Annotated in this window: 21 protein-coding genes and 1 tRNA gene; 12 read left to right on the top strand and 10 right to left on the bottom strand. The window is 58.4% G+C overall.

The annotated features are described in order from the left end of the window. The gene (locus tag GRI91_RS04310) at window positions 1-819 is read right to left on the bottom strand and encodes an aldo/keto reductase (protein ID WP_160735424.1); all 819 of its coding nucleotides are present in this window, start codon (window positions 817-819) and stop codon (window positions 1-3) included. 256 nt (window positions 820-1075) lie between these two features. On the opposite strand from GRI91_RS04310, the gene GRI91_RS04305 reads away from it, so the two are divergent. Together GRI91_RS04305 and GRI91_RS04300 are read left to right on the top strand one after the other, a co-directional pair. After that, the gene (locus GRI91_RS04305) at window positions 1076-2365 is read left to right on the top strand and encodes an adenylosuccinate synthase (protein ID WP_160735423.1); all 1290 of its coding nucleotides are present in this window, start codon (window positions 1076-1078) and stop codon (window positions 2363-2365) included. 111 nt (window positions 2366-2476) lie between these two features. After that, on the top strand, window positions 2477-3421 hold the full coding sequence (locus GRI91_RS04300) for a helix-turn-helix domain-containing protein (protein WP_160735422.1): 945 nt from the start codon (window positions 2477-2479) through the stop codon (window positions 3419-3421). 87 nt (window positions 3422-3508) lie between these two features. Here GRI91_RS04300 and GRI91_RS04295 read toward each other — a convergent pair whose 3' ends face one another. From GRI91_RS04295 to GRI91_RS04260, 8 genes are all read right to left on the bottom strand, one after another. Continuing rightward, on the bottom strand, window positions 3509-4495 hold the full coding sequence (locus GRI91_RS04295; protein ID WP_160735421.1) for an asparaginase: 987 nt from the start codon (window positions 4493-4495) through the stop codon (window positions 3509-3511). A 170-nt stretch (window positions 4496-4665) separates the two neighbouring features. Continuing rightward, the gene (locus GRI91_RS15990; RefSeq protein WP_237437660.1) at window positions 4666-5430 is read right to left on the bottom strand and encodes an energy transducer TonB; all 765 of its coding nucleotides are present in this window, start codon (window positions 5428-5430) and stop codon (window positions 4666-4668) included. 84 nt (window positions 5431-5514) lie between these two features. Beyond that, on the bottom strand, window positions 5515-7728 hold the full coding sequence (locus GRI91_RS04285) for a TonB-dependent receptor (RefSeq protein WP_337190313.1): 2214 nt from the start codon (window positions 7726-7728) through the stop codon (window positions 5515-5517). A 146-nt stretch (window positions 7729-7874) separates the two neighbouring features. Further along, complete coding sequence (locus GRI91_RS04280) at window positions 7875-8558, bottom strand: Fe2+-dependent dioxygenase (protein WP_160735419.1); 684 nt, start codon at window positions 8556-8558, stop codon at window positions 7875-7877. A 31-nt stretch (window positions 8559-8589) separates the two neighbouring features. Next, complete coding sequence (locus GRI91_RS04275; RefSeq protein WP_160735418.1) at window positions 8590-9639, bottom strand: FAD:protein FMN transferase; 1050 nt, start codon at window positions 9637-9639, stop codon at window positions 8590-8592. A gap of 10 nt (window positions 9640-9649) precedes the next feature. Then, window positions 9650-10471: a DUF4198 domain-containing protein gene (locus tag GRI91_RS04270; protein ID WP_160735417.1), complete on the bottom strand. Its 822-nt coding sequence runs from the start codon at window positions 10469-10471 to the stop codon at window positions 9650-9652. 28 nt (window positions 10472-10499) lie between these two features. Continuing rightward, on the bottom strand, window positions 10500-11021 hold the full coding sequence (locus GRI91_RS04265; RefSeq protein WP_419866826.1) for a DUF2271 domain-containing protein: 522 nt from the start codon (window positions 11019-11021) through the stop codon (window positions 10500-10502). A 10-nt stretch (window positions 11022-11031) separates the two neighbouring features. Next, window positions 11032-11712 (bottom strand): PepSY-associated TM helix domain-containing protein, encoded by a 681-nt coding sequence (locus tag GRI91_RS04260; RefSeq protein ID WP_160735416.1) that lies wholly within the window; start codon window positions 11710-11712, stop codon window positions 11032-11034. 216 nt (window positions 11713-11928) lie between these two features. On the opposite strand from GRI91_RS04260, the gene GRI91_RS04255 reads away from it, so the two are divergent. From GRI91_RS04255 to GRI91_RS04225, 7 genes are all read left to right on the top strand, one after another. Continuing rightward, window positions 11929-12738, top strand: a complete 810-nt coding sequence (locus GRI91_RS04255; RefSeq protein ID WP_160735415.1) for a universal stress protein — start codon at window positions 11929-11931, stop codon at window positions 12736-12738. A gap of 54 nt (window positions 12739-12792) precedes the next feature. Then, window positions 12793-12868, top strand: a tRNA-Val gene (locus tag GRI91_RS04250). Between the two features lie 52 nt (window positions 12869-12920). Continuing rightward, window positions 12921-13112: a hypothetical protein gene (locus GRI91_RS04245; protein WP_160735414.1), complete on the top strand. Its 192-nt coding sequence runs from the start codon at window positions 12921-12923 to the stop codon at window positions 13110-13112. A gap of 240 nt (window positions 13113-13352) precedes the next feature. After that, window positions 13353-14753, top strand: a complete 1401-nt coding sequence (locus GRI91_RS04240) for a M24 family metallopeptidase (protein ID WP_237437658.1) — start codon at window positions 13353-13355, stop codon at window positions 14751-14753. 24 nt (window positions 14754-14777) lie between these two features. Further along, the gene (locus GRI91_RS04235; protein WP_160735413.1) at window positions 14778-16496 is read left to right on the top strand and encodes an alpha/beta hydrolase; all 1719 of its coding nucleotides are present in this window, start codon (window positions 14778-14780) and stop codon (window positions 16494-16496) included. Window positions 16497-16602: 106 nt separating this feature from the next. After that, entirely contained in the window at window positions 16603-19632 is a 3030-nt protein-coding gene (locus GRI91_RS04230) for a TonB-dependent receptor domain-containing protein (RefSeq protein ID WP_160735412.1), read from the top strand. 103 nt (window positions 19633-19735) lie between these two features. Further along, window positions 19736-21181: a M20/M25/M40 family metallo-hydrolase gene (locus GRI91_RS04225; protein ID WP_160735411.1), complete on the top strand. Its 1446-nt coding sequence runs from the start codon at window positions 19736-19738 to the stop codon at window positions 21179-21181. 70 nt (window positions 21182-21251) lie between these two features. Here GRI91_RS04225 and GRI91_RS04220 read toward each other — a convergent pair whose 3' ends face one another. Beyond that, window positions 21252-21722, bottom strand: a complete 471-nt coding sequence (locus GRI91_RS04220) for a MarR family winged helix-turn-helix transcriptional regulator (RefSeq protein WP_160735410.1) — start codon at window positions 21720-21722, stop codon at window positions 21252-21254. 173 nt (window positions 21723-21895) lie between these two features. Here GRI91_RS04220 and GRI91_RS04215 point away from each other — a divergent pair, with 173 nt between their 5' ends. From GRI91_RS04215 to GRI91_RS04205, 3 genes are all read left to right on the top strand, one after another. Then, the gene (locus tag GRI91_RS04215; RefSeq protein ID WP_160735409.1) at window positions 21896-24043 is read left to right on the top strand and encodes a S9 family peptidase; all 2148 of its coding nucleotides are present in this window, start codon (window positions 21896-21898) and stop codon (window positions 24041-24043) included. 111 nt (window positions 24044-24154) lie between these two features. Then, on the top strand, window positions 24155-24640 hold the full coding sequence (locus GRI91_RS04210; protein ID WP_160735408.1) for a DUF3830 family protein: 486 nt from the start codon (window positions 24155-24157) through the stop codon (window positions 24638-24640). Beyond that, window positions 24610-25947, top strand: a complete 1338-nt coding sequence (locus tag GRI91_RS04205) for an NAD(P)/FAD-dependent oxidoreductase (RefSeq protein WP_160735407.1) — start codon at window positions 24610-24612, stop codon at window positions 25945-25947. Before GRI91_RS04210 ends, GRI91_RS04205 begins: the two co-directional genes overlap by 31 nt. Window positions 25948-25963: the final 16 nt, after the last annotated feature.

The following is a 25963-nucleotide window of genomic DNA, read 5'->3' as shown; positions in this document are numbered from 1 at the left end:
TCAGCCAAAAGTGGCTGGGTCCAATCCTAGCCGTCCTTCGGGATCATCCAGCGCGTCAATCCGCTCCATCTGATCGTCATCGAGTTTGAACGACAAGGCTGCGAAATTGGCCTTTATATGCTCGGCACTCGCAGATTTTGGGATCGGTGCCAGGCCGTGCTGAATATGCCAGCGCAGAACAACGGCGGATGCCGGCTGGCCGGTTTCATCGGCGATAGCGGCGATGGTGGGGTTATCCATTCCGCCGCCCTGACCCAGCGGCGACCAGCTTTGCGTGACGATATTCAGTGCTTTGTTCGCTGCCTGAACATCGCGTTGCTGAAAGCCGGGATGCAGTTCGATCTGATTGACTGCGGGCACGACACCGGTTTCCTGGACAATACGGTCCAGATGTTCTGGCAGAAAGTTGGAAACGCCAATCGATTTGATCAGCCCTTCGGCTTTCATGTCGATCAATGTCTGCCAGCTTTCGACATATTTGTCCTGTGCCGGGCAGGGCCAATGGATCAGATAAAGATCAACCGCATCACGGCGCAATTTTTCAAGGCTGGCTTGCAAAGCGGCACGAGCGGCCTCGCGCCCCTGATCGTCATTCACTAATTTTGTCGTCACCCAGATGTCGCTGCGGTCTGCCAGTGCGCGGCCCACGCCGGATTCATTTTCGTAGAATGATGCCGTGTCGACCAGCCGGTAACCGGTCTCTATGGCATGGGCGATGGACTGACCCACGGCGTCATCATCGATCTGATATGTCCCGTAACCCAGTTGCGGCATGGACCGTCCGTCATTCAGTTCAAGCAGGGGATGGTAGGCCGTCATTGGAATCTCCTTCGCATTGGTTTTCTGCGAAACGGCTTGCCACCCTCTTGCGATCCATGTCTTTCGCTCAGCGAAGGAAACATTGTGGCGGGCGTTTTCCCCGGCAGCTCGCCGATCCGCCTTGACAGGCGCGCGGACAAGGTCTTACCGCCCGCACCGCATCGGAGCCGTGCGGCTCCATCGGTTCTCATCCTTGCGTCGAGGCCCCGTCGAAGGGCGCAATGGATCCACCTTGGCGGGGTGGAGGAATCTTTCCTTGGCAAATGTTACCGTGATCGGCGCCCAATGGGGCGATGAAGGCAAAGGCAAAATCGTCGACTGGCTGGCGGCGCGCGCTGATGTTGTGGTGCGCTTTCAGGGCGGTCACAATGCCGGCCATACGCTGGTGGTGGGTGATACGACATATAAGCTGTCGCTGCTGCCATCGGGCATCGTCACCGGCACGCTCTCGCTGGTCGGCAATGGCGTTGTGCTGGACCCATGGGCGCTGCGTGATGAGATGGAGCGGCTGAAGGCCCAGGGCGTTGCCATTACGCGGGAGAATTTCGGCATTGCGGATAATTGCCCGCTCATCCTGCCGGTGCACCGCGATCTGGACGGCTTGCGTGAAACCGCCGCCGGCAAGGGCAAGATTGGCACCACCGGCCGCGGGATTGGCCCGGCCTATGAAGACAAGGTCGGCCGCCGTGCGATCCGGGTCTGTGATCTCGACCATCTCGATGCGCTGGAGCCGCAGCTTGACCGTCTCTGCGCCCATCACGACGCGCTGCGCGCGGGCTTTGGTGAACCGCCGGTGGACCGGGAAAAGCTGATCGCTGAACTAAAGGAAATCGCTCCCTTCGTGCTCGAATTTGCGCAGCCTGTGTGGAAACGTCTGCGCGATGTAAAGCGGGACGGTGCCAAGATCCTGTTCGAGGGCGCACAGGGCGTGCTGCTCGATGTCGATCACGGCACCTATCCGTTCGTCACCAGCTCCAACACGGTCAGCGGGACGGTCGCGTCCGGTTCGGGCATGGGCCCCAATGCGGCGGGCTTCGTGCTCGGCATCGTGAAGGCCTATACCACCCGCGTCGGCTCCGGCCCGTTCCCCACCGAGCTGGAGGATGAAGTGGGCCAGCGTTTGGGTGAACGCGGTCATGAATTTGGCACGGTCACCGCGCGCAAACGCCGCTGCGGCTGGTTTGATGCGGTGTTGGTGCGGCAAAGTTGCGCCATTTCGGGCGTAACCGGTATTGCGCTTACGAAACTCGACGTGCTCGACGGGTTTGAGAAGATCAGGATCTGCACCGGCTACAAACTGCATGGGAAAGAAATTGATTACCTCCCCTCCCATGCGGCTGATCAATCTCAGGTCGAACCGGTCTATGAGGAATTTGACGGCTGGGAAGGCACCACCGCCGGTGCGCGCAGCTGGGCCGAACTCCCCGCACAAGCCATCAAATATATCCGCCGAATCGAAGAACTGATCGATTGCCCGGTGGCCAGCGTCTCGACCAGCCCGGAGCGCGAAGACACTATTCTGGTGCGCGATCCCTTTGCAGACTGATTGATCCGATCTGGATGAATTAAAGGTGGCTCCGAAATGGGGCCACCTTGACTCAATAGGTATTTGTTCTCATCCTGTTCCTCGTGCTGTTTTGGCAAGGGGGAGCAAGTAATGGGTGGTGAACTGATCTATCAGACGCATGATGGGCAGGCTTCTGTTGGCTGCTCGATCTTTGCTGATCGCGCCGATATTCGCCACCAATTGCAGGAAGATTGCGATTCGGCGGGTTTGTCTGTCAGCCATTCCGGGCCCTTAAGCTCTCTGCGAGAGATGCTGGGGGCTCGATTGGGTGAAATCATCTTTATCGATTGCCCGGAAATTGACGCCATGCGGCTGGCGAGCTTGGCAGAGATGGATATGTATGCGCAGCGCAGCGGTGCGCGGTTGCTCATATCGACCAGTCTGGCAGCTCTGAACGACGTGTTCGCCTGTGTGGACCAGTCTGACCCGCAAATGCTGGTGGAAGCGGGCCGGGCGGAGCGCATTGTCGCCATGGGGCAGGCGCTGGCTGACTGGCGCATGTCCGGCGTGCGTGAATGGTCTGAACATGACCGTATGACATTGCTGCGGCTGAGCGAGGAAGTTACCGGACTGGCGCAGCGGCTTGATCAATTCGGGCTCCCGGCTCCGCAAGCGGATCACACAAACAGTGCCTTTTCATTTGGGGAGGCCGAGGCAGGGAAAAAGGCAGGCCGTGCCCAGCGCCCCGCTTTGCCCGATGCCCGACTGGTGCGGCAGATTATCCAGCAACGGCAGGCGCGGGCGCGCTTCTTCGATGCCGGCCTGTTTGCCGATCCGGCCTGGGATATGCTGCTGGATCTGACTGCTGCGCGGGTTGAGCACCAGCGCGTATCGGTGACGTCGCTTTGTATCGCGGCCGATGTGCCGCCCACCACGGCTCTGCGCTGGATCAGTCAGATGACCGAGTCAGGCTGGCTGCAGCGCGTGGCGGATGATCAGGACAAACGCCGGGCCTTTATCGATCTTAGCGATAAGGCGGCCGATGCCATGGCCTGTTACTTCGCGGATCAGCAGATTGGCGGCAGCCTCATCTGATCTGATTTGTCAGGTTTGCGGCCTGTCAGGCGCGCATGGCCTTTTGATCATGCGTGGATTAGGAGAGGAATCCAGAGGGTGCCGTGTCTATTGGATCTGGTCGAACATCGCCTGACAGGCGGCCGTGTCATCCATTCGGGCAGCAATCTGCAATTGCAGCAACAGGCGCGCCTTTTGCGGTGAAAAAGTGCGGGCGGCAATGAAGCCATAGGCATCGTCCGCCACTTCGACATTGCGTTCGACAAAGCCCTCATTCACCCGGCTGGCGCGCACCACGGGTATCTTGCCGCTCACCAGCTCGGACAATCGCTCGAGCACGGATTGCGGCGCATTTCCTTGCCCGACACCGGCAAGGACCAGCCCCTTTGCCCCGCTTTCTATCGCGGCATTGATCAGCCGGCAGTCCATGTTGGCTTGCCCATAGATGACATCCACCAGCGGCAGCTCTTTCGGCCAAGGGAAACGGCCGGCCAGAGGCGGCATGACAGGCGGGCAGAGCCATTCGGCGCCCGCGGGGGAGAGCGCCGCCAGCGGACCGCGCGGGAATCCGTCGAAGGCGGCGACTCCCTGCGTGGCGCATTTGCGAATATCGCGCGCAGCATAAGCATGGTCAGACATCACCACCAAAACACCGCGACCCGCAGAATACGGATCGCTCGCCAGTCCCAGGGCATTGGCGAGATTACGTGCGCCTTCGCTTCCCAGCACACCCGGTGGCCGCATGGCGCCAGTTAGCACGACCGGTTTTGTGAACTGATGCGTGAGATCCAGCAGGAATGCCGTTTCTTCAGCCGTGTCGGTCCCATGGGTGATCACAACGCCATCCACCGCCGCATCGCTCTCGCAGCGTATCAGCGCCTCATGCAGCGCCTGCCAATGCGGCCGGCCAATATCCTGTGATCCAACCGAACAGACCTGCTCCCCTTCAAGGGAGAAAGGCAGCCCCAGATTGCGCGCCTCATCCAGCAGCGCATCCACGCCGATTGACCCGGCGGCGTATGACTTATCCGTGGCTGAGCTGGAGCGCCCGGCGATGGTGCCACCTGTGGCGAGAATCTGAATGTTTTGCGACATAGTCAGCCAATAGCTGGCTGATTGCCCGGTGAGAAGTCAGCTTTGCAGGAAGCAGGTTTCAGGGGCGGGTGCCCCTCACGGGCGCCGAGATCCACAATATCCATATGTCCAAAGTCGGCCGCGTCTTGTTCGCGCAATTTCGAAGTGACGCGCAAGCGGCCATTATGCCATCAGCCGAGCGAGAACGTCACCGGTACCAATACCCATGCTTCGCGCGGCTTTCCTGCCTGACTGGCGGGGACGAATCGCCATTTGCGGACGGTTTTCATGGCTTCGCGATCGAGCCGTCCGAACCCGCTGGATTCCTGAATCTGCAATGTCTTGGCGCGGCCATCCGTGCTGACCAGAACCTTCAGTAAAACCACGCCCTGCTCATGCGCTTTGCGCGATTTATAGGGATAGGCTGGTCCCGGATTATTCAACTGTCCGGCGGAGAAATCGGGCGGTGTAATGGGCGCTGCCACGCCGTCGCTGGGCGGCGTTGCCACTTTGACAGCCGGGGCATTGGTAATTGCCGGCGCGATAGGCGCAGCAATTGGCATTTCCGTCAGAGCAACGGTCTGCGGCTGACGGTTTTCGCGGGGCAGGGTGATCGACGGCTTGGGCGCGGCGATCGGGACTGCGGGCTGAGCCACGACCGGCTCAGCGGGAGCAGGCTGCGGCGGAGGTGGAGGCGATGACACGGAGAATGTCGTCAACTGTTCGATCCGGTCGCGCCGCTGCTGTTCAAAATGCATGGTTGCGGCCAAGGCGATCAGCACCACATGCAGCGCAATGACGCCGATGATGACGGTTTTGCGCGGCTTGCCCGGCTCATAGGCGGAGCGGGCGAGGGGCGCCTCCATGCCGGAAGAAATGGAGGGCGCGCCATCGCTGCCCTCCATGTCCCAATCGGAATAAATATCCGACGATCTTTCGAATTGTGACTCACGCATCAGAACCGCCCCATCCATACTCGCATCATCCTTTGTTGTAGGTGTTATTGCAAGTCATGATCAGATGGGGCGGCTGATTTGCTCTTAATAGCGCGCAGTCAGCGTGACCAGAGCGCGCCGTCCAGCCGCTGGTACCGCGAAATGCGGGTTCCGCAATTTCACGATATAGCGCTTGTCGCCGATATTCTGGACATTAAGCCGCAAACCGACCGTTTCGTTGATCTGATAGGCGGCATGGGCATCGAAGCGAACATAACCGTCCGAAGAGACCAGGTTCTTTCCATCGGCATAGCGCTTGGACGCGCCATAGGCACCGCCACCAATGCTGAATGCCGGGGTGACTTCCCAATCCACAGTGGCCGAGAAATTATGCTTCGGCGTCTGGGGAAGGGTGTTGCCGACGGTGGATTCGCTGTCATTGCTGGGATCGTCGTCATGCAAGACTGCATCATCTCGGATCTCGCTGTCGACCAGCGTGTAACCAGCCACCAGAGAGACGGGGCCTATCTGTCCCGCGGCACTCAGTTCAATTCCCTGCAGCCGGCCAGCTTCGTAGCTGTCCACGCTATCATCCGTGATTTCCAAGACATTGTCGCGGTCGACCCGGTACAAGGCACCGGACAGGAGCAGATTGCCGTCGAACAACTCTGCCTTTGCGCCCACTTCCCAGTTTTCATAGGCTTGTGGTTTCAGCAGATCATCGCCGCCACCGATATTCTCGGCACCTTCGCCAACCGTTGCGCCGGGAGGAGTCTTGGAATTGGCATAGGACGCGTACAGGCTCGTCTGTTCAGACGGTTTGAAGATCGCACCGCCCTGCCAGGTGAAATAATCGCCCTTATTTTTTGCATCGTAGGCGCCCCCGCGGCCTGCACCAGCACCAGTCGCCTTGAAACTGGTCCAGCGAATTCCGCCATTCAGCAGGAATTGCGGCGTCAGCGTGACCGTGTCGAACAGATAGAGGCTGTATTCATCGGCGCTTGCCACTGAAGGGGCGCGTGTGCTGCGCGTAACATTGCCGGTCCAGGCGTCATTGGGATCGGGATTGTCGAGCGTGGTGCAATCGCCGCTGGCGAAGGCTGCATCGGGGCATGAATTGACGCCATCGACCAGGGAATTGACGGAATAGCCGCGATTGGTGCTGTCCGAGATCGAAAATTCAAAACCGCCCGACAGGCTGTGCTCAATGCTGCCGGTTTCGAACAATGCCGACAGATTGGTGTTGCTGGTCCAGCCATCATTCAGCGAACCGCGCGATTTCGTGCCGCGATAGACATTGCCGTCAACCACATTACCCTTGCTGTCATCCGGATTGGTCACGACATAGTGATTGGTGTTGCGGTTGTAGCGGGTGGTGTTGGACAAGGTGATGCCGCTGCCAAGATAAGCATCCAACTGCATCGTCACCGCATCGGTCTTCGTGTCCTGAAAATCGCGATCGACGAGCCCGTAAAAATTGTCAGGGTCAGTGTCGGCTGGTCGGCGCACTGTTCCGAAACTGCCGGTTAGTGGCAGGCCGTAATCTGGCATCGCATCGGTTTCATAGTGATAATAGGTGAATGATGCAGAGATGTCGCTGCCCACGCCAAAGGTGATCGATGGCATCACGCCCCAGCGATTGTCATAGACTTCATCGCGTCCGGCAACATCGGCATCCTGCACCATGCCGACCATGCGCATGGCGATGCCATTGCCCAGATCAACATTGGCATCGGCTGTCGCGCGAACAAAATTCTCGGTTCCAACGGTTACGTCGCCGCTGCCAAAATTACCGGCGCGGGCGGTTTTGGTAATCAGGTTGATGGCACCAGCTGCCGTGCCGCGGCCTCCGAAAGCGGAGCTTGGCCCTTTGGCCACTTCGAGTGCTTCAAGCGAGAAAGTATCGCGTGTCTGGGAGCCAACATCGCGGGCCCCGTCAACGAACACGTCACCCGTGGCGTCAATACCGCGAATGAAGGGAATGTCGGCGCTTGCCACTCCGCCTTCACCTGCACCCAGTGTGATGCCGGGGACTGTGCGCAAGGCTTCTTCGAAGCTGAAGCTGGCTGTATCCTGCAGAACTTCCTCGGTAATGACGTTCACGGTGCGCGGCGTGTCGAGCAGCGGGGCCGTGGATTTGGGCGAGGAGACTTCCGCCGCGCCATAGCCTTCTGAAATGGCCGAATCCGTAACGGTAACGCCTTCAAGACGCGTGGCCTCTTCCTGTGCCTGCGCTGCCATTGGCGCACTGGCAATGAAGCCGACACAGCCGAGCGCGATGAAGCTTGCCGCGTTGCGATTGGAACGATCTGATTTCACGAAATTCCCCATGTGTTGCTATGTGGGGCGCTATTACGAATCGATCGCAAAAGGTCAAGTATAATGCGAATAGTTTGCAATATTACTGTTGATTGACGGCGACCTGTCGCTCAATGACCGGCGAATGGCGATGCCCTCGGCGCTGTTTATGCGTCTGCCCAGCGCCGCATCAGATTGTGATAGAGGTTCGTCAGCTCCATAACGGTGGGATCTGTGCCACCCTTTTCCGCGCTTAAATTGCGAATGGAACGGTCCAGCCGATAGAGCTGCTCACGCTCGCCATTATCGCGCACCATGCTTTGTAACCAGAAAAACGAGGCCGTGCGCGCGCCCTTGGTAACCGGTGTCACCCGGTGCAGGCTGGAGGCGGGATACAGAACCATGTCGCCGGCTGACAGTTTTACCCGATGTTCACCGAACAAATCCTCCACCACCAATTCGCCTCCCTCATAATCATCCGGCTCTTCCAGAAAGAGCGTGCAGCTCAGATCGCTGCGAATCCGAAATTCGGTGCCTTTTACCTGACGGATGCTGTTATCTACGTGATTGCCGAATTCTTCACCGCCTTCATAGCGGTTGAAGAGCGGGGGGAAGACTTTCAGCGGCAAGGCGGCGGCGACGAATTCCGGCGTATTGCCGATCGCGGAGAGAACCATCTGGCCCGCTTCCGCAGCTGCATCACAATGCTGGCGCAATTGCTGATTGCGTTTGGTCAGGCGCGATTGATGGCCCGATGTCTCATTGCCGTCGACCCACGGCCCCGCATCAATCACTGCGCGGATTTTCGTGACCTGCTCTTGCGTTAACACGCCGGGAATTTTGACCATCATAGCTGTGATTTCGCTTTCATCTTTATGCCGCTCACGCGCACCACGCCTGCCAGGCGGGACTGCTTGCCGTGCCAGCCTGTGTCACAATGCGCGCAGGAATTTTGTGATCTCGCGCAAATTGCATGCCTGCCTGTGGGCCCAGAACTGCTAAAATTGTCGCCAGTGCATCGGCCTGCATACAGCCGGGGTGAAGGACCGACACTGACATGACCGTATCATCCAGTGGTCGCCCGGTTTCCGGGTCCAGCGTATGTGACCAGCTTTCACCGGCTCCATTGCTCCGCCGCCGGTGATAATTGCCGGATGTGGCCAGCGCCCATCCCGTCAGGCCAATGCGCGTGTGTGCGGAGGTGGAAGCAGGAGGTTGTTCGATATCGACCCACCAAGGCAGCCCGTCCTGTTGCACACCAGACCCGCGAAACTCGCCGCCTATTTCCAGCAACTCATGATGAATACCCAGCTTTTGGAGCACAGATGTGGTCAGATCGACGGCAAAACCCTTGGCAATGCCCGATAGATCGAGCTGTAACCCGCCGGGCTGGGTCAGGCCATTCTCATCATAGGCACTGCGAAGCCTGTGCCAGTGCCCGCTTTGGCAGGTTGGATCATGATCCAGGGTTGCACCGGGGGCGGCTTGTGCAGAGGCTCCAAAGCCCCAGAAATTGCTCGCCTCGCCCAACGTGGGATCAAACGCGCCGCCACTCGCTTCCGCCAGCATCAGGGCGCAATCCAGCACCTCACGAAACTCCGCTGAAATGGCGATGGTTTCACCCGGTGCCGCCGCGTTGAAGCGGCTCAATTCCGAAGTCGGCTCCCACTGGCTCATTTGCGCGATGACGCAGGCGAAGCTTTGCTCGACCGCCTGGCGCACCACATCCGCGTTGCAAGTGAGGGGAAGCACCGCCTGCAGCACCCAGCCGGTGCCCATGGTTTTACCCTGCCAATGCACGGCGGTGCCATCATCCAGCGGTATGATGTTGTCAGGCGAAAGCTGTGGGGGAAGAAGCAGTTCACCTGCTTCCTCCCCCACATTGTCGCTCGACGGGCCGGCCGGGTGGCCTGATGATGGCGGTTCGTTCAAAACTGCGCGATCAAAGCGGCATGAATTCGAGCACGGCGGTATAGGATGCCCGGCGTGCAGGACCGTCGGTCTGTTCGCCGCGCCTGCTGCCCTGCGATGCTTCGATGAAATACATGCCCGCTTCGGGGGCCATCAGGCTGACTTCACCATTGGCATCGGTGGTGAGCGTTTGAATGCCGGCATTGTCGCGGTAGCGTGTGCCGCCTTCGACGAATTCGACGTCCATGCCCTCAACCGGTTCACCATCCAGTACGAAGCGCATGGTGGCAGCTTCCGTGGCCACCAGATCGTTGGGATGGGTGACGGGAATCATTTCCAGGCCGACGCCGCTGGGCTGCAGTGCGGTGTCCGTTGGCGCCCCAAGTGTGGCGAAAGTTTCGGTTCGTGATGCGGTTTCCATCAGGCGGACATTGGTCGCGCCGTCGGGAATGGCGCCGGGCAGGTCATCCTTGCTTCCGCGCCAGCGCTTGCGCTCACCATTCAATTCGTAAAAGCCCATCATGCCATTGCGGGCAATGGCGATGCGGTAGGTGCCCTGTTCTTTCAGCGGCACGTCAAACACGCTGCGATAGCGGCCCGATCCGATGATCGCAGGTTCGACCTGCGTTCCATCGGGGCCGGTGATCACCAGATCATCCAGCGGCATGGCATGATGTTCAAAGACGAACAATTCGTTCGAAATCGCTGCATCGACGGAGACGGTTTCGTCATCCCCGGCAAGCACTGTCATCGAAGGCAGCAACCAGGCACGGTGCGCTTGCGCCGGCGTGGCGGCCATGGTGGAAAGACCGAGCATCAGGCCGGCGGCGGCGAGGGTTGATTTCTTGAACATATCTATCTCCCGTAAGATCGGTTTTGGCTCAGGACTTGCCGGAAAGCGTGACTGTGCCGAGCTCGCTCGTGCCCTTGGCGGAACCGCTGACAGATCCGCTGGCTGGCCATTTGAAGGGAATTGTCAGCACTTCGCGCCCACCGACTTCGCGCGCCGCTTCAACTCTCAATTTGTAATTGCCGGGGGCCAGATTGCGTAGCGGCGTGCGGCCTTCGGTGAATTTCAACGTATATTTGCCCGGCGCTTGGGTCGGGCCACTGATGCCGTTGGCGGGCATTTTCATCGACCGTCCGGCGCGGCGCCACCAGGTGCGCATATCGGCCAGCCATTTGGTGCCTTCTCCGCCGCGCTTGTCGACTTCATACCAGACGTCCAGAGTGGAGGCGACTTTGCCCGCTGAATCCTCGATCCAGATGGCAACATAGGGGTTGTGATATTCGGCCACCCGCATACGCGGAATTTCCACCGTCACGGTCATGTCACCGGCCACAGCCGGGGTGGCGATGAGCCCGGTGGTTGCGACGAGAATAAGCGATTTCTGCAAGTCCAGTCCTTTCGGCTCAGTGCATCAGGAAGATCATGAGGAATACGGGGATGATCACCCCGAGGCCTACGGTAGGCCATGTCATCGGGCGCCGGCGTGCGTGCAGCTGCAACAGCAGAAAACCAGTGAGGCTGAACACCACGCAGGCCCCGGCAAAAATGTCGATAAACCATGACCAGGCGGTGCCGGTGTCGCGGCCCTTATGGAGGTCATTGAAGTAGGAGATCCAGCCGCGGTCGGTATCTTCATACAGCACATCCCCGCTCATCCGGTCGATTGCCACCCATCCATCTCCGCCCGCACGGGGGAGGGGGATGTACAATTCATCCGCAGACCATTCCGGTGTGCGTCCCGCGAGCGAGATATCCAGATCATTGGACAGCCATTCAGCCACCGCGTGCGGGATGGGTGTGTCAGCATCGCTGTCTTCCGGCACAGTGCCAAGCGCGGCCATGGCCGTTTCCGGCAGAACGGTTTCAACCGATTCAACCTGCGGGTCGGCTTCGATGGAGCTGGAATGATTCAGCGTGATTCCGGTGATGGCGAATAACAGCATCCCCACCAGGCACACCGCGCTGCTAAGCCAATGCCACGTGTGGAATTGCTTCATCCAGAATGCGGAAATGCCTCGTTTGCGGCCACGCGCCTTAGGTGGCTTGTCAGCCGGGCTGCGCGAGATAGAGGTGGCGACAGTCATGAAATCGGGCTGGCTCTGTTGCGAATGTTTCGCAACGCAAATGAATTATTTGCGAATAAAGATCAATAGCAAAACTCAATCAGCCGGCGGCGGGGCTCCCGTCTGGCTCGGCTGATCGGGCTTATGGTTGACGCGTCGGTGCATATCGCGAATGCTCAGACGTGAAGTTTGTTTGACCGCCGCATTGGAAGATGCAGCGGAATGGGAGTTTGTCATATGGAACGGTTCGCAGCAGCGGTGCTGGTCGCCAGTGATCTCAGCGCGCGCGATGATCGCGCGGTTGATCGCGCCATTGCTTTGGGTGACGAGTGGGGGCAGCCGGTCAATGTGGTGCATGTGCGCAAACCTTCCGCCCCGATATCTGAAGCTGATGTGCGTCAGGTCCTGCCCGTCACCGATGCCGAAGTGAATGTGCTGCTGCCTGAAGGTTCGGTGCCCGAAACGCTTATCAAGACAGCGCGGGAGCAGGATTGCGGCCTGATCGTAACGGGCGTGGCGCGGTTCAATCAGCTGGGGGATTATTTTCTCGGCACCGCTGTCGATGACATCATTAGGCACAGTTTCTGCCCGGTGCTGGTGGTCAAGAAACGGCCGCATCACAGCTATCGTGATATTGTGGTGGCGACGGACTTTTCCGCATTTTCTGCCAATGCCCTGCGGACGGCGCTGGCGATGTTTCCCGAGGCGAGGATTCATCTGATTCATGCCTTCCACCTGCCATTCAAGGCATGGCTGAAGGATGAAACGCATATGGCTGAGGCGCAGCATGCGGCGGATGAAAAATTTACCGCATTTCTGGATGAACTCGGTCTTGGAGCAGAAGATTTGGAGCGGATTATCCGGCATAATAAACCGGGGAGCGTGGAAGAGGTGTTGATCCAGTTCCTGGCGGCACAAATGCCTGATTTGCTGGTTATCGGCACGCATGGCGCAAGTGGTTTCGAGGAATTGGCGATTGGCACCACGACATCTGCCATTCTGGGATGGGCGCCTGTTGATACGCTGGTCGTGCCGCTGCTCGAATAAACGCAAAGGGCTTGACCGCAGGGCAAAAGCGGTTAAATGGCCGGCTTCTGACTGGGGCGGTTAGCTCAGCTGGTAGAGCATCTCGTTTACACCGAGAGGGTCGGCGGTTCGAACCCGTCACCGCCCACCATATTTTTCAATGGTTTAGTCAGGACTTACTTCTCTGCTCATGATTGACGGTGATGCCGCTAGATATAGCGCAAACCAGCAGTGAAGCCGATTTTCCGGTGAAAATTGAAGCATCGTCCGGCTTGCACATGGCCGGCGGAAAAAGCATCGCCAGCGAAGTCGATGCAGCGGATGCCCTGATCGCAATGGTGGCTTCCGGCACGTGGCAGGACCCGTTCGAAAGGGGCGGCTTCCATATTATATGAATGCCTGAAAAGTCGGTGAGGCCAGATCGCCGCGAGTCCCCTCAATGGCACCTGAATGCGTGTGCGATATGCAACAGAGTGGCCGCCTGGATGTGCCGGTTTTTACGCCTTTTAATTCGCTATCCATTTGTAATTGCTTGATATATCCTCCGTGTATTCTTGAAACTGCAATTAAGTTGACAGAATACTGAAATATACCCAATATCACGCAATATCGGGAATAAATGGGGGTAAGATTCGATGCGGGTATTGCGCGAAATGTCATCAACCAGCCGGTTTCGTACCGCCCTATGCGGTGCACTGGCGACGCTGGCATTAAGTGCCCCGGCGCGGGCCGAAGGCACCGACCCCATTATCTTGCCGATGACCAATGACGAGGAAATCTCGCCGGAAATTCCGGCTATCCTCCCGATGCGCGAACGCGCCGAAGTGATAAATGAAATTCTCGCTGACCGGCTGGACAACGTCCTGCCGCGCCTGATGCGCGAACAGAAAATCAGCATGTGGATCGTGACCGCGCGGGAATATTTCGAATCCCCCGTGATTTCGACCATGCTGAATGCGGAAAGCCTGCATGCGCGCCGTCGCACCATCCTGATTCTTTTTGATCCGGGGGAAGGTCAGCCGATAGAGCGCCTGACGGTCAGCCGTTACGGTCTTGGCGGAATGTTCGACCCGGCATGGGACCCTGAGGCGCAGCCTGATCAGTGGCAGGCCGTTGCCGATCTGATTGCCGAGCGTGATCCTGCGAATATCGCGATCAACACTTCTGATGTCACCGCTTTCGCCGATGGCATGACGCTCAGCCAGTTCAATCAGTTCGCCGAAGCGCTGCCCGAGAAATACCGGTCGCGGATCGTTTCAGGCGAAAATCTCTCGATCCGCTGGCTTGAAACGCGCACGCCGCGCGAACTGGAAATCTATCCCGGTATTCTGCGGGTCGCGCATGGCATTATTGCCGAGGCGTTTTCGCGCAAGGTCATCACGCCCGGTGTCACCACGGCTGAAGATGTCGTGTGGTGGTATCGGCAGAAGGTCAATGATCTGGGTCTGAAGGCCTGGTTCCAGCCCTCCATCGCGATCCAGCGCCCTGGCGGCGATGGCATGATGGAAGGCGATGTCGTGATTCAGCCCGGCGATCTTCTCTGGACCGATTTCGGCATCACCTATCTGCGGCTGAACACCGATACGCAGCATCTCGCTTATGTTCTGAAGCCTGGCGAGACGGAAGCACCCGAAGCATTGCGGGCGGGCATCCGTCAGGCCAATCAGGTTCAGGACGCCTTGCTCTCATCCTATGTCGCCGGTGCCAGCGGCAATGAAGTGCTGGCCGCCGCGCGGGCCAAGGCGCTTGCTGCGGGGCTGGACCCGTCAATCTACACCCATCCGCTGGGCTATCACGGCCATGCTGCGGGCACCGCGATCGGGTTCTGGGACAATCAGAATGGCGACCCGCGGGGCGAATATCCCGTACATCCGGGCACGACCTGGTCGATTGAGCTTGCCGCTTATGACCAGCTGCCGGGCTGGGGCGATCAGCGGGTCGAATTCCGGCTGGAAGAAAACGCGTATTTCGACGGAGAAAAAGTGACGTTCCTCGATGGGCGGCAGACAGAGCTCAAACTTATCCCGAGTGACTGACACAATTAAACAGGGGGAAGCGTGATGAATTTCAAATCGATTATCCAATGCGCCGTGGCGGGCATTGCCCTGACGGCAACGCCGTCTTTGGCCGAGACTTTCACCGTTACGATCCCTGAAACCGCCGCGGACGGCCCTTTTGACGGGCGCGTTCTGGTGATGCTTTCCAAGGATGACAGCAGCGAACCGCGCGATCAGATAAAAGCCGCTTATGACGGAGCGCAGGTTTTCGGCGTCACGGTCGATGGTCTGAAGCCGGGGCAAAGCACCGTGATCGATACGGGCGTCCTTGGCTATCCACGTGAAGATCTCTCCGACATTCCTGCCGGCCAATATCAGGTTCAGGCGGTGCTCCACCGCTATGACACCTACACGCTGGAAAATGGCAAGACGGTGAAGTTGCCCGCGCCGCGCGGTGCCGGACAGAACTGGCGCAAGGAGCCGGGCAATCTGGTCAGCACGGTGCAGACGATTGATTTCGACCCCGCACGGGACGGAACGATCAATGTCGCTCTCGATCAGGTAAATCCCGAGATCGAAGAGCCTGAAGACACCAAATATATCCGCCACATTAAGATCAAGAGCGAGAAGCTTTCGAAGTTCTGGGGCCGCGACATCTACCTGCGGGCCCATGTGCTGGTGCCCGAAGGTTTCGACGATCATCCTGAAGCGCATTATCCGCTGATGATCTTCCACGGCCATTTCCCGGCTGACTTTGGCGGTTTCCGCACCAGTCCGCCTGATCCGGATCTGGAATGTGAATATAGCGAACGTTTCAGCATGCCCTGCTACAACAAGGTTGAGCAGCAGGAAGCGTATGATTTCTACCAGAAATGGAAGTCTGATGATTTCCCGCGCTATCTGGTCATCGAGATCGACCATTCTAACCCGTATTACGATGATTCCTATGCGGTGAATTCGGCCAATCTTGGTCCCTATGGCGATGCGCTGACCTATGAGCTGATCCCGGCAGTGGAGAAGGAATTCCGCGGGCTGGGCGAAGGCTGGTCGCGTTTCACCTATGGCGGGTCAACCGGCGGCTGGGAAGCGCTGGGCGTTCAGGTCAAATATCCGGAAGAATATAACGGCGCCTTTGCCGCCTGTCCCGATCCGATCGATTTCCGCCGGATGATGCTGACCAACATCTATGAGGATGAAAATGCTTATGGCTTTGCCGGTGATTTCGGCGAGGTAAAGCATCCCGGGCACCGTGATTACCTCGGCCAGGTCAGCTATACGATGGAAGATGAAAACCGGCTGGAGCTGGTTCTGGGTGACAAGAACCGCTCGGGCGGCCAGTGGGACATCTGGGAAGCGGTGTATTCGCCGATGGGTGAAGACGGCTATCCCGAACGGCTCTGGGACAAGCGCACCGGCAAGATCAATCCTGCCGTCGCCGAATATTGGCGCGAGAATTACGACCTGCGTTACATCATGGAACGCGACTGGGAAACGCTCGGCCCCAAACTTCAGGGCAAGGTCCATATCTATGTCGGCGACATGGATAATTACTACCTGAACGATGCGGTCTATCTCGCCGAGGATTTCCTCGAAAAGGCTGAGCCGCCTTATCAGGGTGAAGTCGATTACGGCGACCGGGCGGAACATTGCTGGAATGGCGACCATGCCAATCCCAATGCCATTTCCCGCCTGCGCTACAACACATTCTATCTGCCTAAAATACTGAAAAGAATTGAAGATTCCGCTCCAGAAGGCGCCGATCTGACGAGTTGGAAATACTGATAAGGCCATAAGGCCGCAAGCAAGGCGACATACCGGCCGCGTCCTGAGGGGGCGGTCGGCAGGGAGAGTTCAGCCTTTTTCGAATAACTAATCCATGGGGGTTATAATGATTAAAGAATTGCACAAAGCAGCTTTGCTGACCACGACTGTGCTGATGGGCATGGGCGTTTCGGTCAGTGCCCAGGCGCAGGACGTTCCTGCCGCCGATAGCAACGATCTTTCGGGCGCTATCGTCGTTACGGGTTCGCGTATCCGTTCCGCCAATCAGGAAAGCATCAGCCCGATTGTTCAGGTTGACGCACAGGAATTCACGTCACGCGGTGTAACCCGCGCCGAAGATCTGATGAACGAACTGCCGCAGGTATTCGCTGCGCAGGGTTCAGCCAATTCCAACGAAGCGACCGGCACGGCGCAGGTCGACCTTCGCGGCCTCGGCCCGACCCGTACGCTGGTGCTCGTGAATGGCCGCCGTCTTTCCTACGGCTCGCCCAAGTCGATCCCCTCGGACATCAACCAGGTGCCCACGGCACTGATCGAAAGTGTTGAAGTTCTGACCGGCGGTGCATCGGCTGTTTACGGTTCCGACGCCATTGCCGGCGTCGTCAACTTCAAGCTGAAGGACGATTTCGAAGGTATCAAGATCGATGCCAACATCGGCACCTATCAGCACAACAACAGCGATGATGGCCTGCGCAGCCTGCTGGACGAAAACGGCTATGAAAAGCCTGACAGCAGTGTCTGGAACGGTTTCACGCAGGAATATTCGGTCGTCGTCGGCACCAATACCAGCGATGGCCGCGGCAATGTGACCGCTTATGGTTCGTATCGTAAGATCAATGCGATCCTGCAGGCCGATTACGATTACAGCGCCTGCGCGCTGGCAGCCACTGGTGACAATGGCGAGGAATTCGCCTGTGGTGGTTCGGGCTATGCCTACCCATCCAACTTCACCATTACCGACCCCGTCGGTCTGGCAGGTGTCCCGACACAGTTCACGCCCAGCAATGGCGAATTTGCCGCTGGTCGTAACCAGTTCAACTATGCGCCCTACAACTACTATCAGCGTCCCGATCAGCGTTACACGCTGGGCGCGATGGGCCATTATGAACTGACCCCCGACATCGTCCCTTATTTCGAAGTAGGCTACATGGACGATTCCTCCACCGCGCAGATCGCGCCGGGCGCAATCGCGGGCGGTATCAATGGCTCCAGCGGCGGTCTCAACTGCGACAACGCCCTGCTTTCGGCTCAGCAGCAGCAGTTCCTGTGCGGTGCAGCTGGCCTGCCAACGGGCAGCATCTATGACGCGAACGGCGCCTATATCGGCCCCGAAGCCGTTGCGGATGGTGTGCTCATCACGCGCCGTAACGTCGAAGGCGGCAACCGCCGTGATGAAATCCACCACGCTACCTTCCGCATGGTTGGCGGTGTGCGCGGCAACATCAACGACGCTTTCACCTATGATGTCTCGGCAACCTATTCGAAGGTCAATTACGACAGCCGTTTCTATGGCAATTCCAACACGGACAATGTTGCAAATGCTCTGAACGCTATTGTGGATCAGCGTCCGGGTTCCGACACGTTCGGTCAGGTGGTTTGCGCCATCAATGCCGATGCCATCAGCGGTAACGATGATTCCAGATGTTCGCCGCTCGACCTGGTTAGTGGTCAGGCCTTCAGCCCTGAAGCCGCCAACTACATCTCTGAAATCCAGACCATCACCGGCAGCACGGCACTGACCGACATCATTGCTTCGGTCAGCGGTGATCTGGGCGAATATGGTGTGCAGCTGCCTTGGGCCAGCCAGGGCGTGGGTATCGCTTTCGGTGTTGAATACCGCAAGAACACCCTCGATTATAACCCTGACCAGGCATATCAGAACTCAGCCGAGCCGGAATATCCGGTGAGCGGTTCGACGACGGCGAAGGAAATCTTCGGCGAAATCAACATTCCGCTGGTTGAAGATATGCCCTTCTTCAAGCTGCTCTCGGTCGAAGGCGCCTATCGCTATTCCGACTATGACACCGGCTTCAAGACGCACACCTACAAGGCCGGTCTGAACTGGGCACCCACCAGCTCGCTGCGTTTCCGTGGTTCGTATCAGCGGGCCGTTCGCGCGCCTAACGTGATCGAACTGTTCGCTTCGCAGTCGATCTTTGAAGCGGAACTGACCGAACTGGCCAATGGCAGCTTCGATCCGTGTTCGGGTGCAACGCCGTTCGCCACGCTCGAACAGTGCGAACGCACTGGTGTGACTGCTGCGCAATATGGCAATATCGTTGACAATCCTTCGGGCCAGTTCAACGCGCTGATTGGCGGTAACCCTGATCTGCAGCCGGAAAAGGCTGATACCTGGGCATTGGGTACGGTGTTCACACCGACTTTCCTCCCCGGTTTCAACCTGTCGGTCGATTACTTCAACATCACCGTCGACGATCTGATCGGCAGTGTGAACCCGACTCTGTCGCTCAACAAATGTCTCTATGACGCTGACGACTATTCCTGCTCGCTCATCAAGCGCGGCCAGGGCGGTACGCTCTATCTGACCAATGACGGTTATTTCGAGCGTATCAATCTCAACACGGGTTCGCTCAAGACGGCGGGTATTGATATCAATGCCAACTATCGAGTCCGCACGGACACGATGGGGTCGATCAACTTCAACCTGGTTGGCACCTATCTCGATAAGTACGAAACCAAGCCGCTGCCGACGTCTTCGGAAGAAGACATCTACGAATGCACGGGTCTCTACGGCGGCCTTTGCGGTCGTCCGCGGCCTGAATGGCGCCATAAATTCGTGACCAGCTGGAACACCCCCTGGTCGTTGGATGTCAATCTGACATGGCGCTATGTGTCTTCGGTCAAGGTCTCGCAGACCAGCAGCCAGCCGGCTCTGCAAGGCAGCTTCTCCGAGCTCAACCGCGAACTGGGTGCCCGCAATTATTTCGATCTGTCGATGGGCTATGACGTGTTCGACAATGTTCGTTTCACCTTTGGTGTGAACAACATTTTCGACAAGAATCCGCCGCTGACCACCACTTCGGCAATCGAAGATGGCGGCAATGGCAACACCTACCCGCAGTTCTATGATGCGACGGGTCGGTACATCTTCTCAGGACTTTCCGTTAAGTTCTGACACTTGTTCTGGAAGTGATTATTGGAGTGGTCACTTCCAGTCCCTGGGATAGCCGGGCCCGCCGTGGCCCGGCTATCTTACTGTCTTGCAAAGGGAATATATTATGACCGGATCTTTCTTTCGTGCCTCCGTTGCTGCCTGCGCGCTGGCTTTCAGTTTTGCCGGAGCTGCTCCGGCCTTCGCGGCAGAAGGAAATGATACGGCCTGGCATGCCACCGATCAGGATCGCGCCGACGCTCTTGAATTGCTGAAAGAGCTGATTGCTATTCCGACCTATGAAGGCAGCGGCAACATGCCGCAGCTGATCGATGTGCTTCAAAAACGCCTGGTCGCAGCGGGCTTTCCGGAAGATGCGATCACCCGCGTGGCTGTCCCGAATGGAGAATTGACGCCGACTGGCCTGATCGTGCGTTATCAGGGCCGTAATCCCGAAGAACAGCCGGTCGCGTTTCTCGCCCATATGGATGTGGTCGGCGCGGTGCCTGCCAATTGGGAAACCGATCCCTATGAACCGGTTATCAAGGATGGCTATCTGTATGGCCGCGGCAGTCAGGACAACAAATTCGGTGTCGCCTTGCTCGTTTCCACCTTCGCTCGGCTGAAACGTGAAGGCTGGACGCCTGAGCGTGATTTGCTGCTGGCCTTTGCCGGTGATGAAGAAACCGGGATGACCACGACCCGTGCGATTATTGCCAATCCGCTCGTCTCACGTGCGAAGTTCGCGCTGAATTCGGATGCTGGCGGCGGTGAGATCAAGGCTGACGGTACGCCGGTTGCCTTTGGTATGCAGGCGGCGGAAAAGACCTATGCGACCTTTTTTGTCTCAGCCAGCAATCCGGGCGGACACAGCTCCGTCCCGCGTGAAGACAATGCGATCTATGATCTCGCCCATGCACTCATCGGCATTCAGGCGCTGCATTTCCCGGTCGAATTCAATGACATTACGCGCGCCATGATTGAAAAATCAGCGCAGAACAGCGATGAGGAACTCTCCGCTGCGCTCACCACCTTGCTGGCCGATCCCGACAATGCCGAAGCGCAAGCTGTCGCGCGGCGGTATCCCACGGTGAGCAAGGCACTGTGGACCACCTGCGTGGCGACGATGCTTGATGCCGGCAACGCCGAAAATGCTTTGCCACAAAATGCCACCGCGACCGTCAATTGCCGGATCATGCCGGCAACGAGCGTGGAAAGTGTCAGACAGAAACTGGTCGAGGCCGTCGGCAATCCGGCCGTGTCGGTTGAACTGGGTGATGAAATACCGGTTGAAAGCCCGGTATCGCCCTTGCGCGACGATGTTTTTGGTCCGCTTCAGAATGCGCTTAACGTCACCTATCCCGGCTCCAAGCTGGAGCCTGTCATGTCCTCGGGCGGTACCGAAGGCCGCGAGTATCGCAGCGCCGGAATCCCCACCTATGGGGCGGGCAGTCTGGGCGCGGTGATGCCTGATGATGCCCGCGCGCATGGGATCGATGAACGGATCCGGGTCGAGTCCTATTACAAGGAACTCGATTATTGGGATCATCTGATCCGCGAAATTGGCGAGTGAGGATATTACTCTGATGTGGAAATGGGGGAGGCTGCCTGAGCGGTCATCCCCCTTTTTCTGTCCGACCGACTTATTCGATCGGGGATTTGCTCAGATTCTCGCCGATCTTTTGCAGCGTCTTGACCAATTGGGCCAGTTCTTCCTCTGCAATGCCCTGTGTCGCGCGGACAAATTGCCGGTTGATGATCGGGGTCATCTCACGCAATTGCGCATGGCCCGCTTCGGTCAGGCTGACCTGGGTGATCCGCGCGTCTTCTTCCGCCGGGGCGGTAACGACGAAGCCGCTTTCCAGCATCCTGTCGACTATCCGGCTAACCGTCGAACGCTTCAGCAGAGCATCCTCGGTAATTTCGCCGATACTGGCGGGTTCCGTTTCACGCAGAACCGTCATGATCCGATAGATGGATTTGGACATGCCACGCTTCGCCAGCACTGCATCCATATCATCATGATATTTGTGATCAGCATGCGCCATGAGGTAGAATGGAGATCTGGCCAGTTTGAAGCCGGCTTCTCCGGGATCGTAAATTGCTTTCGACATTGCAATCGCTCTCATTTCTTTCCGGTCGGCGGAGATAAGCTCATTAATCTTCATGGCTGAAATTTAGTCCTTGGCCAAGTGCGCGAATGCCTCGGCAGAGCGGTTTACAATATTCGAAATCACGTGATAATGGTTATATATTCCGGAAACGGCCCGCAAGTCAGATGAGGTATATGATGCTGGATTTTGTGAAGAAAAGCGTTCTTGTAAGCAGTCTCGGGTCGGGGCTGTGTCTGCTCGGCGCTCTGCCGGCATCGGCGCAGCATCTGTCGATCGACGCGCTTTACAGCAATCCCAGCATCACCGGTACCACGCCGGAAGGTTATGCCTGGAACCAGGATGGCACCGCGCTGGCATTCCTATGGAATGACGCGGGCGAACCCTTCCGCGACATCTGGCTCTATGACGTCAAATCCGGCACGAAGACCCGCCTCACCGCGCTCAGCGATCAGGCCGCAAGCGGCTCGGCCGGGGTCAGCGAAGTCGCTTTTCTCGCCGATGGCTCGCTCGCTCTGGTGCTCGACGGCGCGCTGTATCGCCGTTCATCCGGTGGCGAATTGCAGAAAGTAGCCGGCGCGCCCGCCGGGGCGGCGCAGCTGGCACTGTCATCTGATGGACGCCACCTCGCCTTTGTGTCCAGCGAGGGTCTGTGGCTTGCCGATGGTGTGGGCAAGGCCGCGCATCTGGCGGTGCCGACCGAAGCCAAAATCTCCGTTCAAAGCTATGAATGGGCAGCAAGCGCCAGCAAGCTCGCCTATCTGCTCAGCGATATGCGGCAAACGCGGCAAGTGGAAATTGCCTATGATGCCGATGGCGAGCCGCATCGCGATGTCGTGTCGCGCGCCTTCCCGGGTGATGCGTACAATATCGGCTATCATGTCGGCACGCTTGATGCCGTGAGCGGCAAGGCTGCGCTGGTGGAGCGGGATGACGAGCAGGATCAGGTGTGGAGCATTGGCCTTTCTCCCGATGGTTCGCGCCTGTTGCTCGACAGCAGCGATCTGACGATCAAGGATCGCGCGATCGATGTGTATGATCTGGCCAGCGGCAAGCGCACAGCTTTTTATCGCAATCACGATGATACCCAGATTCGGCCCGACTGGCAGACGGTCTGGGCGGCCGATGGGAAGGGGCTGATCACGCTGCTCGACGATGATGGGTATAATCATCTGTATCGGATCGCCGGGCCGATGCAGGAGCCGCTGGCGATTACCGAAGGCGAATGGGAAGTGGCGTCTTTCCGGTTCGATCGTGACGACCGCGCAATCTACTTTGAATCCTCCCGCGATGGGATGGAAAACCGCAATTGGTACCGGGTTGCCGCTTCGGGCAATGGGGCTGTTACGCCCATTCTGCCACGTCCCGGCACGCATGAGCCGGTATTTGGGCCGGATTTCGACCATTATGCGGATCGCTTCAGCGATGATCAGACTCCGCCGGAACTTTATGTCGGGAAAACGGATGGGCAGGGCGCGATGGCTGCCGTCACCCATTCCCCGCTGCCTGCCTTCGATGCGGTCCAGTGGGCGCAGGTCGACTATGTCGATTATACCAGCCATGTCGATGGCGCGCCGCTGAGGGCGCGGGTCATGCTGCCGCCTGATTTCGATCCTGAGCGCCGCTATCCCGTAATCGTGGGGTCGGTCTATTCGGACGGTCTGCGCAACCAGTGGGGCGGGCGTGTGGCCCATCCGACCTGGGGGCTGGATCAGAACCTGGTGTCGCGCGGATATATCATCGTCCAGCCTGAAATTCGCGGCAGCTTTGGCCGGGGCAGCGAATGGAATGCGCCGATGCTCCATTCCTATGGCGAACTGGATATCAACGATATTCAGGATGCGGCACAGCATATGGTCGATATCGGTATAGCGGACCCCGACCGGATCGGAATCTGGGGCTCCAGCTATGGCGGTCTGATGACGCTGATGTCGCTCTTCAAGAAGCCGGGTTTCTACGCCGCCGGGGTTGCGGGTGCGCCTGCAACGAATGTCTTCCATGCCTATCCCGAGCAGGAATGGATCATGGGCGCGGCTGAAGGCGATGATTTCCCGGAGCGCTTTCAGGACCAGTCAGCTTATTATCAAAGTGCAGGGCTCGCCGATCCGCTGACGATCATTCAAGGTACGAAGGATCAGGTGGTGCTTTATGCCGATACGATGGCACTGGCCCAGAAAATGATCCAGCAGGGCAAGGATTTCAACATAGTATCGCTGCCCGGCGTGGGCCACGCATGGGATGCGCATGATCTGCCGACTACGCGTTTCGCCTTTCACAAACTGGCCGACTTCTTTGACAGCGTGTTGCAGCCAGAAAAGCAGTAAGCTGCTCTTGCAGGGGAGGGGGCGCTGCGGCGCTCCCTTGACAGAAGAGATAGCAACCAATATCGCGTGATTTCTCACCTAAATTCAGGCAATCGGGGGGCTCCAGGCCAGATGACACGTATCGTTACTTTCGCTGAAGAGCAGTCCGGCCTGAATGTCCGGGCGGAATTGCTCGATTCCGCTGCGCCCAACAATGCCCAGCTGCTGTGGGATCTGGCCGCCTCAGGCAGCGCTTTCAATGCCGTTCACGCGATGTGGACCGGTCCTGAAATCTCCATCCCGATCGACGGCGCCGCTGCACTGCCTGCCTATAATATGGGCGATATTCCCAGCGAGAACGCCACCAGCTATCCACGCGCTGGCGACATTGCACTCGTCTGTGCGCCGCAGGGTACGTGGCGTGATGGTCCGCCGTTCGATCTGCTTGATGTCGGCGTGTTTTATGGTGATGGCGGCCGTCTGCTGATGCCGATGGGCTGGATAATGGGCAGTGTCTGCGCGCGCGTTCTTGATGAAGACCGCGAAAAGCTGGCGCAGGGCTGCTCGGCTATTCGCCGCAACGGAAATTGCTCAATCTCGATTTCGCGCCACAATTGATGGCCGACCGACCGGCTGCAGAGCACAGCTCCAATCGCCCGTTATGGGCAGCTATCGCTCCTGAACTTGCGGCACATGCTGCGCTTGGGGAAAGCCTGCGCACCGATATTGCGATTATTGGTGGCGGTCTGGCCGGTATGTCCAGCGCTCTGCATCTCAGCAAGGCTGGGGCCAAGGTTGCGGTGGTCGAAGCCGCGACGATTGGCTCGGGCGCGGCTGTTGCCAGTGCGGGCGTGATCGCGCCGCAGCTGGTGCGCACCACGCCGAGCCAGGTGTTGGCTAAGCTGGGGGCTGAACGCGGCGATGGATTGCTGCGGATGATCGCGGAAAGCGGAAACTATCTGTTCGGTCTGATCAATGATCTGGGCATTGATTGTGACGCGCGCAATAGCGGCTTTGTCGCACCATCGGCCTCCCGCAATGGGCAGCATGATCTGGCTGAGGTGAAGCGGCAATGGGTGCCGTACCGCCATGATCTGAAGCTGCTGGACGGGCACGAGTTCGAAGCGCTCACAGGGTGCCGCGGTTACAGTGCTGCGCTGCTTGATCGCAGCGGCGGTTCCGTCGATCCGCTGGCTTTCGCGAGAGGACTGGCCGCACAGGCGGTGAAAAACGGCGCAACCATTTTTGAAAACACGCCTGCGCTTTCGATCGTGCGTGACGGTGCGGAGTGGATCGCGCGCACCCCGAATGGCGAATTGCGTGCGGGCAAGATCCTGCTCGCGGCCAACGGCGGCAACAACCCCCTGCATAAAAAACTGGCCGGCACGACCTTGCCCCTGCCGGTAATCGAAGTGGCGACCAATCCGGTGAGCGACGCCATGCGCGCGTCAATTCTGCCCGAAGGGCAGGCGCTGACCGATCTCGAAACCGATGTCTTTTCCCTGCGCTATGCCGATGGCAATCGCCTGATCACGGCCTTCCCGGCAAATGGTGATCCAAGCGACGCGGTGCTCACCGAAAGAGTGAATGAGCGTTTGCGCGCCATTCTGACGCATTATGAACCGGTAAAGCTGGATTACATCTGGCGCGGCATTGGGCAGGTCAACAGTGATATGCTGCCGCGTATCGTCTCTCCGGATCAGGACATGATCGCCATTCAGGCCTGCAATGGTCGCGGTATCGGCATCAACACGCTGATCGGTCGTGAAGTGGCGAAGCTGTTGACCGACAGCTCGGCCACTCCGCTGATCACGCCGCAGCCGCCGAAGCGAATATCGGGCTATTTCATCGCGCGCTATGTGCCATCACTGATGATGTCCGGCGCGCGGGCCGTGAAACGTATCAAGCAGAAGCTGAGGCTTTAGCGAAAAGAGGGTTCAG

Source organism: Altericroceibacterium endophyticum (assembly GCF_009827595.1).
Classification (GTDB): Bacteria; Pseudomonadota; Alphaproteobacteria; order Sphingomonadales; family Sphingomonadaceae; genus Altericroceibacterium; species Altericroceibacterium endophyticum.
The sequence above is the reverse complement of the archived record's forward strand: the minus strand, read 5'-3'. Positions and strand labels throughout refer to the sequence as shown.

Excerpts from the sequence above, each read along its gene's own strand:
- GRI91_RS04310 (WP_160735424.1), bottom strand. The coding sequence starts at position 819 with ATGACGGCCTACCATCCCCTGCTTGAACTGAATGACGGACGGTCCATG.
- GRI91_RS04300 (WP_160735422.1), top strand. The coding sequence starts at position 2,477 with ATGGGTGGTGAACTGATCTATCAGACGCATGATGGGCAGGCTTCTGTT.
- GRI91_RS04295 (WP_160735421.1), bottom strand. The coding sequence starts at position 4,495 with ATGTCGCAAAACATTCAGATTCTCGCCACAGGTGGCACCATCGCCGGG.
- GRI91_RS15990 (WP_237437660.1), bottom strand. The coding sequence starts at position 5,430 with ATGCGTGAGTCACAATTCGAAAGATCGTCGGATATTTATTCCGATTGG.
- GRI91_RS04280 (WP_160735419.1), bottom strand. The coding sequence starts at position 8,558 with ATGATGGTCAAAATTCCCGGCGTGTTAACGCAAGAGCAGGTCACGAAA.
- GRI91_RS04270 (WP_160735417.1), bottom strand. The coding sequence starts at position 10,471 with ATGTTCAAGAAATCAACCCTCGCCGCCGCCGGCCTGATGCTCGGTCTT.
- GRI91_RS04260 (WP_160735416.1), bottom strand. The coding sequence starts at position 11,712 with ATGACTGTCGCCACCTCTATCTCGCGCAGCCCGGCTGACAAGCCACCT.
- GRI91_RS04255 (WP_160735415.1), top strand. The coding sequence starts at position 11,929 with ATGGAACGGTTCGCAGCAGCGGTGCTGGTCGCCAGTGATCTCAGCGCG.
- GRI91_RS04245 (WP_160735414.1), top strand. The coding sequence starts at position 12,921 with ATGCCGCTAGATATAGCGCAAACCAGCAGTGAAGCCGATTTTCCGGTG.
- GRI91_RS04240 (WP_237437658.1), top strand. The coding sequence starts at position 13,353 with ATGCGGGTATTGCGCGAAATGTCATCAACCAGCCGGTTTCGTACCGCC.
- GRI91_RS04235 (WP_160735413.1), top strand. The coding sequence starts at position 14,778 with ATGAATTTCAAATCGATTATCCAATGCGCCGTGGCGGGCATTGCCCTG.
- GRI91_RS04230 (WP_160735412.1), top strand. The coding sequence starts at position 16,603 with ATGATTAAAGAATTGCACAAAGCAGCTTTGCTGACCACGACTGTGCTG.
- GRI91_RS04225 (WP_160735411.1), top strand. The coding sequence starts at position 19,736 with ATGACCGGATCTTTCTTTCGTGCCTCCGTTGCTGCCTGCGCGCTGGCT.
- GRI91_RS04220 (WP_160735410.1), bottom strand. The coding sequence starts at position 21,722 with ATGTCGAAAGCAATTTACGATCCCGGAGAAGCCGGCTTCAAACTGGCC.
- GRI91_RS04215 (WP_160735409.1), top strand. The coding sequence starts at position 21,896 with ATGATGCTGGATTTTGTGAAGAAAAGCGTTCTTGTAAGCAGTCTCGGG.
- GRI91_RS04210 (WP_160735408.1), top strand. The coding sequence starts at position 24,155 with ATGACACGTATCGTTACTTTCGCTGAAGAGCAGTCCGGCCTGAATGTC.